The 15323-nt window shown below is 68.9% G+C and carries 12 protein-coding genes; 8 read left to right on the forward strand and 4 right to left on the reverse strand.

Annotation, left to right across the window (positions count from 1 at the left end; translation table 11 throughout):
• Positions 1-89 precede the first annotated feature (89 nt).
• Both ABIA35_RS15175 and ABIA35_RS15180 read left to right on the forward strand, forming a co-directional pair.
• Entirely contained in the window at positions 90-1493 is a 1404-nt protein-coding gene (locus ABIA35_RS15175) for a sensor histidine kinase (RefSeq protein ID WP_370346598.1), read from the forward strand.
• Positions 1490-2185 carry a response regulator gene (locus tag ABIA35_RS15180; RefSeq protein ID WP_370358298.1) on the forward strand — a complete coding sequence of 232 codons (696 nt, stop codon included), beginning with the start codon at positions 1490-1492 and terminating at the stop codon, positions 2183-2185. Before ABIA35_RS15175 ends, ABIA35_RS15180 begins: the two co-directional genes overlap by 4 nt.
• Before the next feature lie 26 nt (positions 2186-2211).
• Here ABIA35_RS15180 and ABIA35_RS15185 read toward each other — a convergent pair whose 3' ends face one another.
• From ABIA35_RS15185 to ABIA35_RS15200, 4 genes are all read right to left on the reverse strand, one after another.
• Positions 2212-2784, reverse strand: a complete 573-nt coding sequence (locus ABIA35_RS15185; protein ID WP_370358299.1) for a hypothetical protein — start codon at positions 2782-2784, stop codon at positions 2212-2214.
• Between the two features lie 8 nt (positions 2785-2792).
• Positions 2793-5204, reverse strand: a complete 2412-nt coding sequence (locus ABIA35_RS15190; RefSeq protein WP_370358300.1) for a ricin-type beta-trefoil lectin domain protein — start codon at positions 5202-5204, stop codon at positions 2793-2795.
• Between the two features lie 386 nt (positions 5205-5590).
• The gene (locus tag ABIA35_RS15195; protein WP_370358301.1) at positions 5591-6781 is read right to left on the reverse strand and encodes a winged helix DNA-binding domain-containing protein; all 1191 of its coding nucleotides are present in this window, start codon (positions 6779-6781) and stop codon (positions 5591-5593) included.
• The gene (locus ABIA35_RS15200) at positions 6778-7011 is read right to left on the reverse strand and encodes an SCO4848 family membrane protein (protein WP_370346506.1); all 234 of its coding nucleotides are present in this window, start codon (positions 7009-7011) and stop codon (positions 6778-6780) included. The genes ABIA35_RS15195 and ABIA35_RS15200 overlap by 4 nt, the downstream gene beginning before the upstream one ends.
• A 122-nt stretch (positions 7012-7133) precedes the next feature.
• Here ABIA35_RS15200 and dnaE point away from each other — a divergent pair, with 122 nt between their 5' ends.
• The 6 genes from dnaE (at position 7134) to ABIA35_RS15230 (ending at position 15306) form a co-directional block, all read left to right on the forward strand.
• Positions 7134-10706: a DNA polymerase III subunit alpha gene (gene dnaE, locus ABIA35_RS15205; RefSeq protein WP_370358302.1), complete on the forward strand. Its 3573-nt coding sequence runs from the start codon at positions 7134-7136 to the stop codon at positions 10704-10706.
• Positions 10707-10708: 2 nt separating this feature from the next.
• The gene (locus ABIA35_RS15210; protein WP_370346510.1) at positions 10709-11329 is read left to right on the forward strand and encodes a nitroreductase family protein; all 621 of its coding nucleotides are present in this window, start codon (positions 10709-10711) and stop codon (positions 11327-11329) included.
• Positions 11330-11361: 32 nt separating this feature from the next.
• Entirely contained in the window at positions 11362-12195 is an 834-nt protein-coding gene (locus tag ABIA35_RS15215) for an inositol monophosphatase (RefSeq protein ID WP_370358303.1), read from the forward strand.
• Positions 12196-12280: 85 nt separating this feature from the next.
• Positions 12281-12598: an ArsR/SmtB family transcription factor gene (locus ABIA35_RS15220; protein WP_370358304.1), complete on the forward strand. Its 318-nt coding sequence runs from the start codon at positions 12281-12283 to the stop codon at positions 12596-12598.
• Positions 12595-13152, forward strand: a complete 558-nt coding sequence (locus ABIA35_RS15225) for an SRPBCC domain-containing protein (RefSeq protein ID WP_370346516.1) — start codon at positions 12595-12597, stop codon at positions 13150-13152. Before ABIA35_RS15220 ends, ABIA35_RS15225 begins: the two co-directional genes overlap by 4 nt.
• 381 nt (positions 13153-13533) lie before the next feature.
• Positions 13534-15306, forward strand: coding sequence for a phospholipase D-like domain-containing protein (locus ABIA35_RS15230; RefSeq protein WP_370346518.1), 1773 nt, complete (start codon positions 13534-13536; stop codon positions 15304-15306).
• The last annotated feature ends 17 nt before the right edge of the window (positions 15307-15323 follow it).

Below are 15323 nucleotides of genomic sequence, written 5' to 3' on the forward strand. Positions count from 1 at the left end.
AATGAGATCGGCCGGCGGTGGCCCGGGGATGTAAGCCCCTGAGCCGATGCGCGGGTACTCGGCGGCTGTCTACGATCTTGGGCGTGGAGATGAAACGACGCGCCCGGTGGCTGGTGGACGGCCTGCTGGTGGCCGCCTACCTGCTGCTGATGGCGCTTGTCATGCCTTATCTGCGCGAGTTCCACACGGTGCAGGTCTTCCCGAGCGGCCTGTACAACACGATGGGCCAAGTCGTCGTCATGCCCGGCGGGTCGATCACCCAGACCGTCTACCGGGCGGACGGCTGGACCCGGTCGCTGCCCGCGCTACTCACGGTCGTCCTGCTGCCGCTGGTCCGGCGGCGGCCGCTGGTCTTCGCCGGCACCGTGACCATCGGCCAGCTCCTGATCGCCACCGTGCACGCTTCGGGCGACATCCGCTACGCGATGCTCATCGCGGCCAACTTGTGCCTGCTCGCCATCGCGCTGGCCTGGCCGCGGCGCACCTCGGCGAAGGCCGCGGTCCTCATCGGAGCCGGCGGCCTGATCTCCGTGGCGGCGTTCCCCATCGGCGCCTCGCAGCTGATGCCGACGCACGTCGTCGTGGTCAGCCTGCTGACCCTGGTGGCCTGGCTGATCGGCAGCTCCACCCGCGAGCGCCGGGCCGGCGCGGCCCGGCAGCGCGCCGACGCCGCCGCCCAGGCGGTGGCCAACGAGCGGCTGCGCATCGCCCGCGAACTGCACGACATGATCGCGCACAGCATCGGCATCATCGCGATCCAGGCCGGCATGGGGAACCGGGTCATCGGCACGCAGCCGGAAGAGGCGCGCAACGCGCTGCGGGCGATCGAGGACACCAGCCGGGACACGCTGTCCCAGCTGCGCCGCACCCTGACCGCCCTGCGCCACGGCGAGAACGCCGAGACCCCGACCGACCCGGCGCCGGGCCTGGCCGACCTGGACAAGCTGGTGGACTCCACGAAGCACGCCGGCGTGCTGGCGATCGTCGAGACCGCCGGCATGCCGCTGCCGCTGCCCGGCGAGATCGACCTGGCGGCATACCGGATCATCCAGGAGTCGGTGACCAATGTGGTGCGCCACTCCGGCGCCCGGACCTGTCACGTCAGAATCGAGTACCGCGAGGCCTCGGTGGCCGTCACCGTCTCCGACGACGGCCACGGCGTCCTGGGCTCCGGCGGCACCGGTTTCGGACTGGTCGGCATGCGCGAGCGGGTGAGCCTGGTGAACGGGACCTTCCGGGCCGGCCCGCGCTTCGGCGGCGGGTTCCTGGTGAGCGCCATGCTGCCGGTGCCGGGGTTCGAGACGAGGTTCGGCTCGGCGAAGCCGGATCCCGACACGGGCACCGACACCGGCAGCGACGCCGACCCTTTCGACCCAGCCACCGGAATCGGCTTGCCGGCCCGCGCCAAGCTTGATCGCAATACCCATTCCTCGGCGCACACCGCGGATACCGCGCACCCCGCGCCCGACCCGAACCCGGCGGTGACCCCGTGACCCAGGACCAGACCAGCACCCCGATCCGGGTCATCCTGGCCGACGACCAGCCCCTGATCCGCACCGGCCTGCGGGTCCTGATCAACGACGCGCCGGACATCGTGGTCGTCGGCGAGGCCGGCACCGGCGCCGAGGCGGTCGGCCTGGCCGCCGAGCTCGCTCCCGACGTGGCCGTCATGGACATCCGCATGCCCGGCATGGACGGCATCGAGGCCACCCGCCGCATCACGGAGTCATCGGGCACCACCCACGTCGTCATGCTGACCACCTTCGACGACGACGAGTACGTCTACTCCGCATTGCGCGCCGGCGCCAGCGGCTTCCTGGTCAAGGACATGGCCCTGGACTCGATCCTGGACGCGGTCCGGGTCCTGGCCTCCGGCGACGCGCTCATCGCCCCGAGCATCACCCGCAGGCTGATCGCCGAGTTCGCGATCCGCCCCGAGCCGGCCGGCGCGGTGCAGAACCGGGGCGACAAGGCACTGCTGGGCAACATCACCGAGCGCGAGCGCGAAGTGCTGACGCTGGTCGGCCGCGGCCTGTCCAACGGCGAGATCGCCGAGGAGCTGTTCATCAGCGCGGCGACCGCCAAGGCGCACGTGGCCCGGCTGTTCACCAAGCTCGCCGCGCGGGATCGGGTGCAGCTGGTCATCATGGCTTACGAGGCCGGGCTGGTCTCGCCGTCGCGCTGACCACCACAGCCACCATCACCAGCCGGCTACAGCGCCGCGCCGATCACCTTCGGCATCTGCTGCTGAGCGATCTGCTTGCACGCCGCCTTCCACGCGGTCGGCGAGGTCCCCTTCGGCATCGGCACCGTCATCATCACCTCGGCGTTGCGCTTCACCTGCTCGACCGTGCAGGTGCTGGCGGCGAAGTCCAACGATCCGTAGGCGGTGTCCGGGGTCAGGGCCGTGAGCTGGTTGTGGCCGAAGATGTCCTTCGCGCGCCAGTCGCCGTCGTGGAGCTGCTTGTCCGGGTACATGGTCGCCGTCAGCGGGTTCATGGTGCTCGCCTGGTACAGATCGACCTCGACGAAGGTGACGCCGTCGGCGGTCTCGCAGCGGATGTTCGTGTACGCCGGGTGCAGCCCGCGGATGTCGGCGGCGTCCGTCACGTTCTGTCCGACGTGGAACGCCGGCTTGCCCTGTACCGCCCCCGAGAGCTTGTCGCACGCCGGCAGCGTCTTGTAGTCACCGGTCTTGCCGCCGTGCAAAAGCAGTGCCGCCGTCGTCCCGGCAGCGGCCAGGACGACGACGGCACCGACGATCCCCCATGTTCTAGTGCTCATTCACCGGATTATGGCACCGTCCACTGCTGGTTGGCCCCGTCGTTGCAGTCCCAGATCTCCAGTTGTGTGTAGTTGGCGGTGTTGAAGCCCGGATCGTCCAGACACTTGCCGGATGCGACGCTCACCAGCTCGCCGTTCGACTGCGGCGCCCACTGCTGGTTCGCGCCGCCGTTGCAGTCCCAGAGCTCGACCAGCGTGCCGTTGGTGCTGTTGTTGCCGGTGACGTCCAGGCACTTGCCGCTGGCGCCGTTCAGCTGGAAGTAGCCGTTGGCCCAGAACCAGTTCTGCGCCGTGGTGTTGTTGCAGTCGTACATCTGGACGGCGGTGCCGTCGGCCGTCGAGCCGCCGTTGTCGTCCAGGCACTTGCCCGCCTCGGCCGAGGGGACCGGCCCCTGGTGCACGACCTGCGTGGAGCCCGGGGTGATGGAGAAGTTGTCGAACTCGTCGGTCTGGTAGCCGGTGACGCCCAGACCCGCCTGGCCGTTGGTCCAGGTGCTGTCGTTGACGCTGCCGACGGTCCTGCCGTCCACGGACGCCGTCAGCGTCGAGCCGTTCAGCTGGAAGGCGACCGTGTGCCAGGTGTTCAGGCCGAGCGCGGAGGTGGTGCCGCTGGCCAGCGTCGTGAAGTTCCAGGAGTTGTCGCTCTTCACGATCGACCAGGCCCCGGTGTTGCCGACCCGCAGGTGGTAGGCGTTCAGCCCGTTGTTGTTCGTGCCCTGCAGGTTCGCCCGGCCGATCAGCTCCACGCTGCCGGCCTGCTCGAACAGCGCGTCGGTCTTGACCGTGTAGTTCGACCAGGTCTGGTCGCCGATGAGGGTGTAGGGGGCGTCATAGGACTCCCCGGTCCACCGGATCGGCACGTTCGGCGCCATCTGGCGCAGGCACGTCCCGGCGCGGCCGGCGTCGCAGGCGGCGGTCTGGAAGGCGCCGTTCATGTCCGAGAAGTACAGCGGCGAGGTGGTGGTGGCCGCGGTGTCGAAGTTGTTCGTGTACGGCAGCGGCATCGCCGAGGCCGCCGGCGGCGAGGTGACGCCCTTGCCCTGGCCGGTGGTCGTGGTGAAGGTGTAGACGTAGCCGGGCTGCAGGGTCACCGTGTAGGACCCGCCGGAGGGCGTGACGTCACCGCTGTGCACGAACCAGTCGGAGGAGCTGCCGGAGTTCACGTTGGTCTGCCAGACGTGCACGGCTCCGGTCGACAGGCCGCCGGCCACCTTCACCGTCATCGTCTGCGCGGCCGTGGCGTCCATGGTCTCCACCACGGTGCTGTAGTCGCTGCCGTTCGACGACTTCAGCGACACGTAGCTGCCGTTGGCCCGGTTCGCGCCGAGGAAGCCGCTGCCGGAGTCCAGGTACTTCCAGCCCGGCGCGGTGAACTGCGAGGTCTGCGCCATGACCCAGGTGGTCTTGCCGATGTAGTAGTTGCCGGACCACGGCTGGTTCGCGATCCCGAGCCCCTGGTCGGCGTAGTGCAGGTTCGGGTAGATCGCGGATACCAGCGGCCAGTTGATGTACGCCGTCATCTTGCCGTCGATGTAGTCGCGGTTGAGGGCGCGCGCGATGCTCGGGGCGCCGAACGTGGAGCTGCCGTCGGTCGACTCCGAGCCGTTCTCACTGGCCCACAAGGGTTTGTTGAGGTTCACCGCGTTCGTGGTGCTGTCGCAGGAGTCGAAGGCGCTCCCGTAACCGCAGGGGTAGTGGACGCCGACGATGTCCACGGAGTTGTTGAAGGTCGAGTCCGAGGTCATCGAGTCCGCGACGCCCCAGCCGCTGTCGGCCCCGACCACCTTGGTGGCCCCGTAGCCGTGCGAGTTCAGCGCACTCTTGAGGTTCTCGTACCAGGTGGTGTTGTAGTCGCGCTCGTTCCAGCCGCCGAGGTAGTCGACGGTCAGGTTGTGCTGCGCGGCACAGCCGAACCAGTCCATCAGATAGTTGATGGTGTCGGTGGACCAGAAGCCGCCGTTGATCCAGCCCGGGGCACCCCAGGCCAGGCCGTAGATCTTGATGTTGGGGTTGCGGGCCTTGGCCTGCTCCGCGAGCCACCACTCGTAGCCCTGGTTGCAGTCCACGACCCCGCGGCTGTGCTCGTGCGAGGACTCCGCGCCGTCGGTGGAGTTGGTGTCGCCGCCGATCTCGATCTTCAGGATCTGCAGCGAGGCGCCGTATCCGGGCTTGAACAGGTAGTCCAGGATCTGGCTGCGCTCGGGCTCGGGGTAGTCGACCAGCAGGCGGGAGTTGCCCCCGCCGCCGCTGATCGCCCCGATGCCGTCGAAGGTGCGGCCGGAGGAGCCGCCGTCGACGGTCACGGTGGTGGAGGTGGCCGCGTGCGCCGCCGGGGAGGCGACGGCCCAGGCCGTCAGGAGACTGAGGAGGAGGGTCAGGACGGTGGCGAGGGCGGTGCGGCGTCTTGCAGCGGGTGACATGAGCACGCTCCAACATTTTCGACTACGAATAAACGCCATCGATCGCAGTCGCACAGGTTAAGCGCATTGTTACGCATCGTCAACACTTCCCTCACAACGGGTTTCGGGGCGCCGTTGACAGAGCTCTTACATCTGCTTACTGTCCGCGGAAGCCGGACTGCTGATCAGCCGGAAACCTTTCCGGGACACCGATTTCCCGCCCCGCGACCCGAGGCCGGGAGCCGAGCGCCGGGGCGGGATCGGTCCGCTGCCCCGACGCTCTGATCAGTGAGTCGCAGGCCGAGGCAGGCCCGGTCCGTCTGCCTCGGCGGTGTCAGTCCCGGCGTGTCAGGCCAGGCGTGTCAGGCCAGGCGTGTCAGGCCAGGCGGTATCAGCCCTCGGCGGTGTCAGCCTTCCGAGATCTCCCGCTCCACAGGCGTCCGGAACCTCGGCGTCACCCGGTGCTCCCCCAGCGCCTTCCGCCACCGCTCGGCCTCCACCGCGATCGCCGCCTCGGCATCGGCACCGACGTCCCGCAGCAGCTTCGTCGCCACCGTCCCGTCAGCGCGTTGCGCCCAGCCGCCCACGACCTCGCCGTTCCACCACACGGTCGGGCCGACGTTCCCGGCGCGGTCGAACAGCCGCGGGCGGATCGCCTCGGCCAGGTACCAGTCGCGGCCCTGCCAGCCCATCGCCGTCGGGTCCAGACCCGGCAGCAGCGCGGCCCAGGGCTCGGGCGGCGCGACCTCCTCCAGATCGTCGGGCAGCACCCAGCCGGGGCCGGGCCCGGGGGCCGTCCCGTCGCCGAGCGCCACCTGCACCGCGCCCACCGCCTTCAGCGCCTTGCGGGCGTCGGTGACCTTCCAGCCGGTCCACCACTTCAGGTCCGCCTCGGTCGCCGGCCCGAACGCGCGCAGCCAGCGCCGGGTCAGCTCCGCCTGCGCGTCGGCCACCGCGATCTCCGCGTGCCCCTTGCCCGGCTCCCAGCGGTGCTGGCTCGACAGCCACGAGCCGACCGGCCGGCCGCGCACCACCGCGCCGTCGAAGCCGAGCACGCGCAGCACCCGGCCCGAGGCCGGCTGCCAGGCCTCCCACTTCGTGCCCTTGCCGTACAGCACCTGGTCGCGCAGTCCGGGCACGGCCTTGCCCAGCTCCGCGCCGGTCGCCGAACCGCGCCGCGCCACCTCCGCGACCGTCGCCGCCTCGACCCGATCGAGCCAGGCGGCGTCCAGGCCGGCGTCGGCCGCGCTCTTCAGCAGCGAGCCGCGTTCCTTGCCCCACATCTCGCGGGTCGTCGACGCCTGCACCACCGCGGCCAGGTCGGCCGGGACCACGAACAGCGTCTGGCGCATGCCGTGCATGCGCACCAGCGTCCGGTCGTCGTACAGCGCGCGCTCGACCTCGCCGGTCTCGGGCTTCCGCAAACGGGCCAGCGCGGACAGGTAGACCGTCGCGGCGTCGGTCGCGTGCAGCGCGACCAGCGCGTCGGCCACGGCCTCCGCCGAGGCCGCCCTGGTCCCCGGTGCCAGAAGGTGTCGCGTCGCAAGCCGGGCCCGGCGTTCGCTGTTGTTCATGGTGTCCACCACACGCGAAGTCACGGGTTCATCTTGCGCAGCCCCCGCACCGAGCGCCACCCGATCACGCCGATCGACACCCCGGCCACGATCGACACCGTGACCAGCACCGCGTGCACCAGGAAGAACGACGTGGGCCCGTTGTCCCACGACCTCTTGTCATCCCAGATGGCCTCCATGAAGCGCGGCCAGATGATCACCGACCAGACGCCGAAGGCGACCAGGAACCATGACGCGACACGCCCGAGTTTCACTTCTTCACTCCTACTTACCAGCGGATCCGCAAGCAGCCTATCGGGCCCCGCCGCCCGGCCCGCCGAAGCGGATTAGACTCTCGGTGCCCCACCGAAAGTCACGTCCCGCAGGAGGATCCTCCGTGTCCGATTCCTTCGTCCACCTGCACGTTCACACCGAGTATTCGATGCTCGACGGTGCGGCACGACTGAAGGACATGTTCAAGCATGCCTCCTCCCTGGGCATGCCCGCGGTGGCCATGACGGACCACGGCAACATGCACGGCGCGGCCGACTTCACCAAGCAGGCGACGGCCGCCGGCATCAAGCCGATCCTCGGGATCGAGGCGTACGTCGCCCCGGAATCGCGCTACAACCAGAAGCCGATCCGCTGGGGCCAGCCGCACCAGAAGTCCGACGACGTCTCCGGCGGCGGCCTCTACGGCCACGCCACCATCTGGGCCAAGGACGTCACCGGCCTGCAGAACCTCACCAAGCTCTCCTCCCGCGCCTTCACCGAGGGCTTCGCCCGCAAGTACCCGCGCATGGACGCCGAGCTCATGGCGCAGCACTCCGCCGGTCTGATGGCCACCACGGGCTGCCCCTCGGGCTTCGTCCAGACCCGGCTGCGCCTGGGCCAGTTCGACGAGGCCCTCGCGGCCGCCGCGCAGTACCAGGAGATCTTCGGCAAAGAGAACTTCTACCTGGAGCTGATGGACCACGGCCTGGACATCGAGACCCGGGTCCGCGAGGGGCTGCTGGACATCGGCAAGCGGCTGAACATCCCGCCGGTGGTCACCAACGACTCGCACTACACCTACCGCGAAGAGTCCGCCGCGCATGACGCGCTGCTGTGCATCCAGACCGCCTCGAACATCGCCGACCCGGACCGTTTCCGATTCGGGGGCGACGGCTACTACCTGAAGTCCGCCGACGAGATGCGGGCGATCGCCGCCACGGACGACATCTGGCAGGAGGGCTGCCGGAACACGCTGCTGATCGCGGAGAAGGTCAATCCGGAGGGGATGTTCTCCTACCGGAACCTGATGCCGCGCCTGGAGGCCCCGGACGGGCTGACCGAGGACCAGTGGTTCCGCAAGCTCGCCTACGACGGCCTGAACAAGCGCTTCCCGGCCGGGGTGCCGGATGAGAAGACCTACCACGCGCGCCTGGAGTTCGAACTCGACGTCATCTTGTCGATGGGCTTCCCGTCCTACTTCATCGTGGTCGCCGACTTCATCAACTGGGCCAAGGACAACGGCATCGCCGTCGGCCCGGGCCGAGGGTCGGCCGCAGGCTCGCTGGTGGCGTGGTCGCTGGGCATCACCGACGTCGACCCGATCCCCTTCGACCTGCTGTTCGAGCGGTTCCTGAACCCCGACCGCGTCACCCCGCCCGACATCGACATCGACTTCGACGACCGCCGCCGCTCGGACGTGATCCGCTACGTCACCGAGAAGTACGGCGAGGACAAGGTCGCGATGATCGCCACCTTCGGCCGGATCAAGGCCAAGGCCGCGATCAAGGACTCCAGCCGGATCCTGGGCTACCCCTTCGCGATGGGCGACCGCATCACCAAGGCGCTGCCGCCGGACGTGATGGGCAAGTCGATGCCGCTGACCGGCGTGTTCGACAGCAACCACCCGCGCTACGGCGAGGCCGGCGAGATCCGCGGGATGTACGAGCAGGACGCGGACGTCAAGAAGGTCATCGACACCGGCCGCGGCGTCGAGGGCCTGATCCGGCAGCCCGGCGTGCACGCGGCCGGCGTCATCATCTCCCCGGAGACGATCACCGACCACGTGCCGGTCATGATGCGCCCCGCCGACGGCGTCATCATCACGCAGTTCGACTACCCGACCTGCGAGGAAATCGGCCTGATCAAGATGGACTTCCTGGGTCTCAGGAACCTGACGATCATCACCGACGCGCTGACCAACGTCGAGACGACCACCGGCGAGAAACTGAACACGCTGGAGTTCCCGCTCGACGACCCGCTGACCTACGAGCTGCTGTGCAAGGGCGACACGCTGGGCGTGTTCCAGCTCGACGGCGGCCCGCTGCGCTCGCTGCTGCGCCAGATGCGCCCGGACAACTTCGAAGACGTCTCGGCCATCATCGCCCTGTACCGGCCCGGGCCCATGGGTGCGAACTCGCACATCAACTACGCCGAGCGCAAGAACGCCCGGCAGCCGATCACCCCGATCCACCCGGAGCTGGAAGCGCCGCTGAAGGAAGTCCTCGGCGTCAGCTACGGCCTGATCATCTACCAGGAGCAGGTGATGGCCGCCGCGCGGGTGCTCGCCGGCTACTCCCTGGCCCAGGCCGACCTTCTGCGCCGGGCGATGGGCAAGAAGAAGAAGGAAGTCCTCGACAAGGAGTACGTGGGCTTCGAGAAGGGCATGGCCGACAACGGCTATTCGGCCCAGGCCACCAAGGCGGTGTGGGACGTCCTGGTCCCGTTCGCCGACTACGCGTTCAACAAGTCGCACTCCGTCGCCTACGGCTTCATCGCCTATCAGACCGCGTACCTGAAGGCGCACTACCCGGCCGAGTACATGGCCGCGCTGCTCACCTCGACGGCCACCGACAAGGACCGCTCGGCGATCTACCTGGCCGAGTGCCGCCGGATGGGCATCAAGGTGCTGCCCCCCGATGTCAACGACTCGCTGCACCAGTTCACCCCGGTCGGCACCGACATCCGCTTCGGCCTCGGCGCGATCCGCAACGTCGGCGAGAACGTGGTCTCCTCGATCATCGCCACCCGCAAGTCCAAGGGCCGGTTCACCTCCTTCAACGACTTCCTGGCCAAGGTGGACCTGCCGGTCTGCAACAAGAGGACGATCGAGTCGCTGATCAAGGCCGGCGCGTTCGACTCCCTGGGCCACTCCCGGCGCGGGCTGATCGAGCAGCACGAGCGCGCGATCGACTCGGTGGTGGACGTCAAGAAGCAGGAGGCGCTCGGCCAGGACTCGCTGTTCGGCTCGCTGCTGGACGGCGGCCAGGAGGCCATAACGGGCGGCATCGAGATGGCCTTCTCCGACATCGAGTGGGACAAGAAGGTGCTGCTCGGCTTCGAGCGGGAGATGCTGGGGCTCTACGTCTCGGACCATCCGCTCTCGGGTGTGGAGAACCTGCTGGCCTCCAAGGCCGACTGCTCGATCGCCTCGCTCACCGGCGAGAACGACCGGGCCGACGGCTCCATCGTCACCATCGCCGGCCTGGTCGCCGGCCTGGCCCGCAAGGTCACCAAGCAGGGCAACACCTGGGCCGCGGCCTCCATCGAGGACCTCGAGGGCGGCATCGAGACGATGTTCTTCCCGCAGACCTACCAGCTGTACTCCACGCAGCTGGCCGAGGACGCGGTGGTCGTGGTGAAGGGCCGGCTGGACAAGCGCGACGAGGTGCCCAAGCTGATCGCGATGGAGGTCGCGCTGCTCGACATCTCCACGGCCGGCAGCAGCGCCCCGGTGGTCCTGCACGTCTCGGAGTCCCGGGTGATCCCGGCGACCGTGGAGCGGCTCAAGCGGATCCTGACCCGCCACCCTGGAACCACGGCGGTGCGCATGCACCTGAAGAGCCCGGACGAGAGGGTGGTCCGATACCAGCTCGGCGACAACCTGCGGGTGGCCAACTCGCCGGCGCTGAGCTCCGATCTCAAGGTTCTGCTGGGCGCCGGCTGCTTCGGCGCCGACCCCTCGCAAGCGGCGGAGTGAGCATGGAATTCCAGGATGTGATCCGCAAGCGGAAGATGGTCCGGGCCTTCACGGCCGAGCCCATCGCCCCGGAAGTGGGCGAGCGCCTGCTGCGCGCCGCCAACCGGGCGCCCTCCGCCGGGTTCTCGCAGGGCTACGCGATGCTCGTGCTGGAGTCGGCCGAGGACCGCTCCGCCTTCTGGACCGCGATGGACCCCGGGGGCGAGTACGAGGGCACGCCGCTGCGCAACGCCCAGATGATCGTGATCCCCTGCTCCAACAAGGACATCTACCTCGACCGGTACGCCCGGCCCGACAAGGGCTGGACCGACCGCGACGAGGCGCGCTGGCCGGTGCCGTTCTGGCACATCGACACCGGCATGCTGACCATGCTGCTGCTGCTCGCGGTGGTCGAGGAGGACCTCGGGGCGCTGTACTTCGGGATCCCGCCGGAGTCGATCGGCAACGTGCGCGCGCAGTTCGGGATCCCGGCGGAGTTCACGCCGATCGGCGCGGTGGCCATCGGGCACCCGGACGAGGGCCGGGACGCCAAGCAGAAGACGTCGCGCAAGACCATCAAGCGGCGGACCGTCGAGGACATCACACATCGCGGGCGCTGGCAGACGCAGACCAGCGCGGACTGAAGCCTGTTGCGCGCGTCTGCGACAGTAAGGCTGTGATTTCCTTCGCGGAGCTGGCCGAAGTCGAAAGCATCATCCGTTCCGTCAACGAGAAAGCGGTCCTGCCGCGCTTCCGGAGCCTCAACGACTCCGACGTCGCCATGAAGGGCCCGATGGACCCGGTCACGGTCGCCGACCGCGAGGCCGAGGACCTGCTGCGCGAGCGCCTGACCGCGTTCCTCCCCGGCTCGGTCGTCGTCGGCGAGGAGGCGGTGTCCGAGGACGCCTCGGTCCTGGACGCCCTCACCGGCAGCGCGCCGGTGTGGATCGTCGACCCCATCGACGGCACCCGCAACTTCATCGCCGGCTCCGGCCGCTTCTCGACGCTGGTCGCCCTGGCCGTCGACGGCGTCCTGCAGGCCTCCTGGACCTACGCGCCGATCATCGGCCGCATCGGCACCGCGCTGGCCGGCCACGGCGCCCGCGTGGACGGCGTCCCGGCCCGCGTGGCCCCGGCCGCCGACCCCGCCGCCCCGGCCCTGCCGATCACCACCAGCCACCCGGTCTGGTGGCCCGCCGGCTACGGCCGCGGCGTGGACGCGATGCGCGCGGCGGACCTGGACGTGCGGTACTTCGACGCGTGCGGCATCGAATACCTCGACGTGGCAGTCGGATCGCGGTCGGGAATGGTGCTCACCTGGGAGTACTGCTGGGACCACGCCGCCGGCCTGCTCCTGGTCGCCGAGGCCGGCGGGCACGTCGCCGCCCTGGACGGCTCGCCGGTCCGGCTGGAGGGCGGCAACGCGCTGCCGTTCATCGTCTCCGCGGAGTCCGGGACGACGGACCGGATCCGGCAGATCATCACGGAGTCGGCGCAGGCTGCCGGCTGATCGCGGCCTGGCTGGTCCCGACTCCTCCCCATGTCCACCGCATATGCCTTGACCGGTATATAACCGGAGAGGAATATTCGCACCCATGACAGTCGCCGCAGCCTTCCAAGCCCTCGGCGAACCCCGCCGGCTGGCGATCCTGGACCTCCTGCGCGAAGGCGAGAAATCCGTCGGCGAACTGTCCGACCGCCTGGGCGCGAGCCAACCCGCGGTGTCCAAGCACCTGCGCGCGCTGCGGGAAGCAGGCCTGGTCGAGGTACGCCCCGACGCACAGCACCGCTACTACCGCATACGAACCGAGCCGCTGGCCGAGGTCGACGACTGGCTGGCGCAGTACCGGTGGCTGTGGACGCGGAGCCTGGACCGCCTGGAAGCACATCTGGAAGACCGGAGGAAGACATGAGCGAGGCATCTTTGACGACCGGCGGGACGCAGGGTGCCGCCATCCGGCTGGAGCGCCCGCTGCCCGACCCGCCGGCCGAGGTGTGGCAGGCGCTGACCGAGCGCGAACAGCTCAAGGCGTGGTTCCCGTGCGACGTGATCGTCGACGGCGGCCGCTGGGAGCCCGGTGCGGGCCTGAGCTTCGTCTTCGGGCCCGAAGCGGACGGCCTGACCATGAAGGGCGAGGTGCTGGAGGCACGCGAACCGGAGTCGCTGGCCTTCACCTGGGGCGAGGAGACGCTGCGCTTCACCCTGAGCCCGCAGGGCACCGGCACCCTGCTGGTCCTGGTCGACGAACTGCGCCCGGGCATCGCCGCGCGCAACGCCGCGGGCTGGGAGGCGTGCCTGGAGCTGCTGGCCGGCGGCACCCGGGACAGGGACACAGACAGGGACGCAAACACTGACAGGAACACGGACAGGGACAAGGATGCCTGGAAGACGCGCTTCGAGCGCTACACCGCCTTGTTCTCGCCGACCCTCGGCGAGCAGGAGGGTCCGCCCGCTGGCATGGAGTGAGCCGCGGCTTCGGAATCCGCGCGCAGGGGCGATTCACAGCCCGGTGCGCGGATTCTTTACGATATCAGGACTCTGAGTCAGAGCCGCGCATTCCTTTATGTGCATGCAAATCGGAGATTCGGGCCGAAACCAGCAACCCCTTGATTCGATCATCGAAGGTCGGGCATCCTGGAAGGCTTGCCAGGCGCCGGAGAATCACCCGGGCCTGATTCGCCATGCCCGCTCGCGGACCGGGCACGCCGGCGACGAGTGTTGTTCATCTAAAAGTTCTGTCAAAGCCTCTATGCACCTTAAGTGCTGATCTGTACTTTCCGTGGTGGGCTTCGGCCCTGCCCTGCCGCCCTCACCGCCACCTGTCCTCCACATTCAGGAGAAACGGAAATGTTCAGCACTGCCATCCGCCGCTTCGGCCTCGGCGTGGTCGCCACCGCGACCGCCGCGTCCGGCGCGCTGCTGGCGCCGGCCGCCCACGCCGCCGGCACCTACAGCCTGTTGATCCTGCCCGACCAGGGCGAGAACGCGATCTACAGCTTCATCAACACCGCGACCAAGACCATCGACGTCACGATGTACGAGTTGCGCGACACGACCGTCACCACGGCCCTGGTGAACAAGCAGAAGGCGGGCGTCAAGGTCCGGGTGATCCTGGACGGCAAGCAGACCTCGGTCAACAGCGCCGCCTACAGCGCGCTGCAGGCCGGCGGCGTGAGCGTCGTCTACAGCTCCTCGGTGTTCACCTACACGCACCAGAAGACCATCACGGTCGACGGCGCGACGTCCTGGATCAGCACCGGGAACCTGGACAGCACCTACTACGCGACCTCGCGGGACTACTCGGTCTTCGACACCGACCAGAACGACGTCGCCGCCGTGGAGCAGGTGTTCAACGCCGACTTCACCGACACCTCGATCACCCCCGCCGACGGCGACAACCTGGTCTGGTCCCCGACCGACTCGCAGACCCACCTGCTGGCCCTGATCAACGGCGCCACCAAGACCCTGGACATCCAGGAGGAGGAGTTCGGCGACACGGCGCTGATCAACGCGGTCATCGCGGCCCAGAAGCGCGGGGTCACGGTCCGCTGCGTGCTGGAGAACACCGGCGGCAAGTACAACAGCGAGATCAGCCAGGTCGAGGCGGCCGGCGTCAAGGTGACGCAGTACACCTCGCAGACCGGCTTCTACGTGCACGCCAAGGCGATCGTCGCCGACTACGGCACGTCGAGCGCGAAGGTGTTCCAGGGTTCTGAGAACTTCTCGGACAACTCGCTGAACTCCAACCGCGAGCTGGGCCTGATCATCTCCGACTCCGGTGTGCTGACCGGGATCGAGAACACCTTCACCGCCGACTTCAATCAGACGCCCAGCAACGGTGGCGGCGGCAGCACCTCCACGGTGACGGTCAGCAACCCGGGCAACCAGACCGGGACCGTCGGCACCGCCGCCTCGCTCCAGGTCTCGGCCGCCGACTCGGCATCCGGCCAGACCCTGTCCTACACGGCCGCCGGTCTGCCGGCCGGCTTGTCCATCAACGGCTCCACCGGCGCCGTCTCGGGCACCCCCACCACCGCGGGCACCAGCTCGGTGACCATCACCGCCACCGACGGGACCGGCGCGTCCGGCAGCACCACCTTCAGCTGGACGGTCAACGCCGCCGGGGGCGGCAGCGGCTGCGCCGGCGGCCAGCTGCTGGGCGACCCCGGCTTCGAGAACGGCGCGGGCGACACCGCCTGGACCGCCTCCTCCAGCGACATCATCAACGACGACACGACCGACGAGCCGGCCCACTCCGGTTCGTGGGACGCCTGGCTCGGCGGCACTGCCAGCACCACCGACACGCTGTCCCAGACCGTCGCGATCCCGGCCGGCTGCACGACCTACTCGTTCAGCTACTACCTGCACACCGACACGACCGAGACCAGCACCACCAAGGCCTACGACAAGCTGACGCTGCAGGTGCTGGACGGCTCCGGCAACGCCCTGAGCACGCTGAAGACCGTCACGAACCTGAACGCCAACAGCGGCTACGCCAAGCAGACCTACTCGCTGGCCTCGTACGCCGGCAAGACGGTCACGCTGGAGTTCACCGGTACCAACGACTTCGAGGACCCGACCTCGTGGGTCATCGACGACGCCGCGCTGACCGTGAGCTGACACCTGGCACGAAGCCG

The organism is Catenulispora sp. MAP12-49, from assembly GCF_041262705.1.
GTDB lineage: Bacteria > Actinomycetota > Actinomycetes > Streptomycetales > Catenulisporaceae > Catenulispora.

Excerpts from the sequence above, each read along its gene's own strand:
- ABIA35_RS15175 (WP_370346598.1), top strand. The coding sequence starts at position 90 with ATGAAACGACGCGCCCGGTGGCTGGTGGACGGCCTGCTGGTGGCCGCC.
- ABIA35_RS15185 (WP_370358299.1), bottom strand. The coding sequence starts at position 2,784 with ATGAGCACTAGAACATGGGGGATCGTCGGTGCCGTCGTCGTCCTGGCC.
- ABIA35_RS15190 (WP_370358300.1), bottom strand. The coding sequence starts at position 5,204 with ATGTCACCCGCTGCAAGACGCCGCACCGCCCTCGCCACCGTCCTGACC.
- ABIA35_RS15210 (WP_370346510.1), top strand. The coding sequence starts at position 10,709 with ATGGAATTCCAGGATGTGATCCGCAAGCGGAAGATGGTCCGGGCCTTC.
- ABIA35_RS15220 (WP_370358304.1), top strand. The coding sequence starts at position 12,281 with ATGACAGTCGCCGCAGCCTTCCAAGCCCTCGGCGAACCCCGCCGGCTG.
- ABIA35_RS15225 (WP_370346516.1), top strand. The coding sequence starts at position 12,595 with ATGAGCGAGGCATCTTTGACGACCGGCGGGACGCAGGGTGCCGCCATC.
- ABIA35_RS15230 (WP_370346518.1), top strand. The coding sequence starts at position 13,534 with ATGTTCAGCACTGCCATCCGCCGCTTCGGCCTCGGCGTGGTCGCCACC.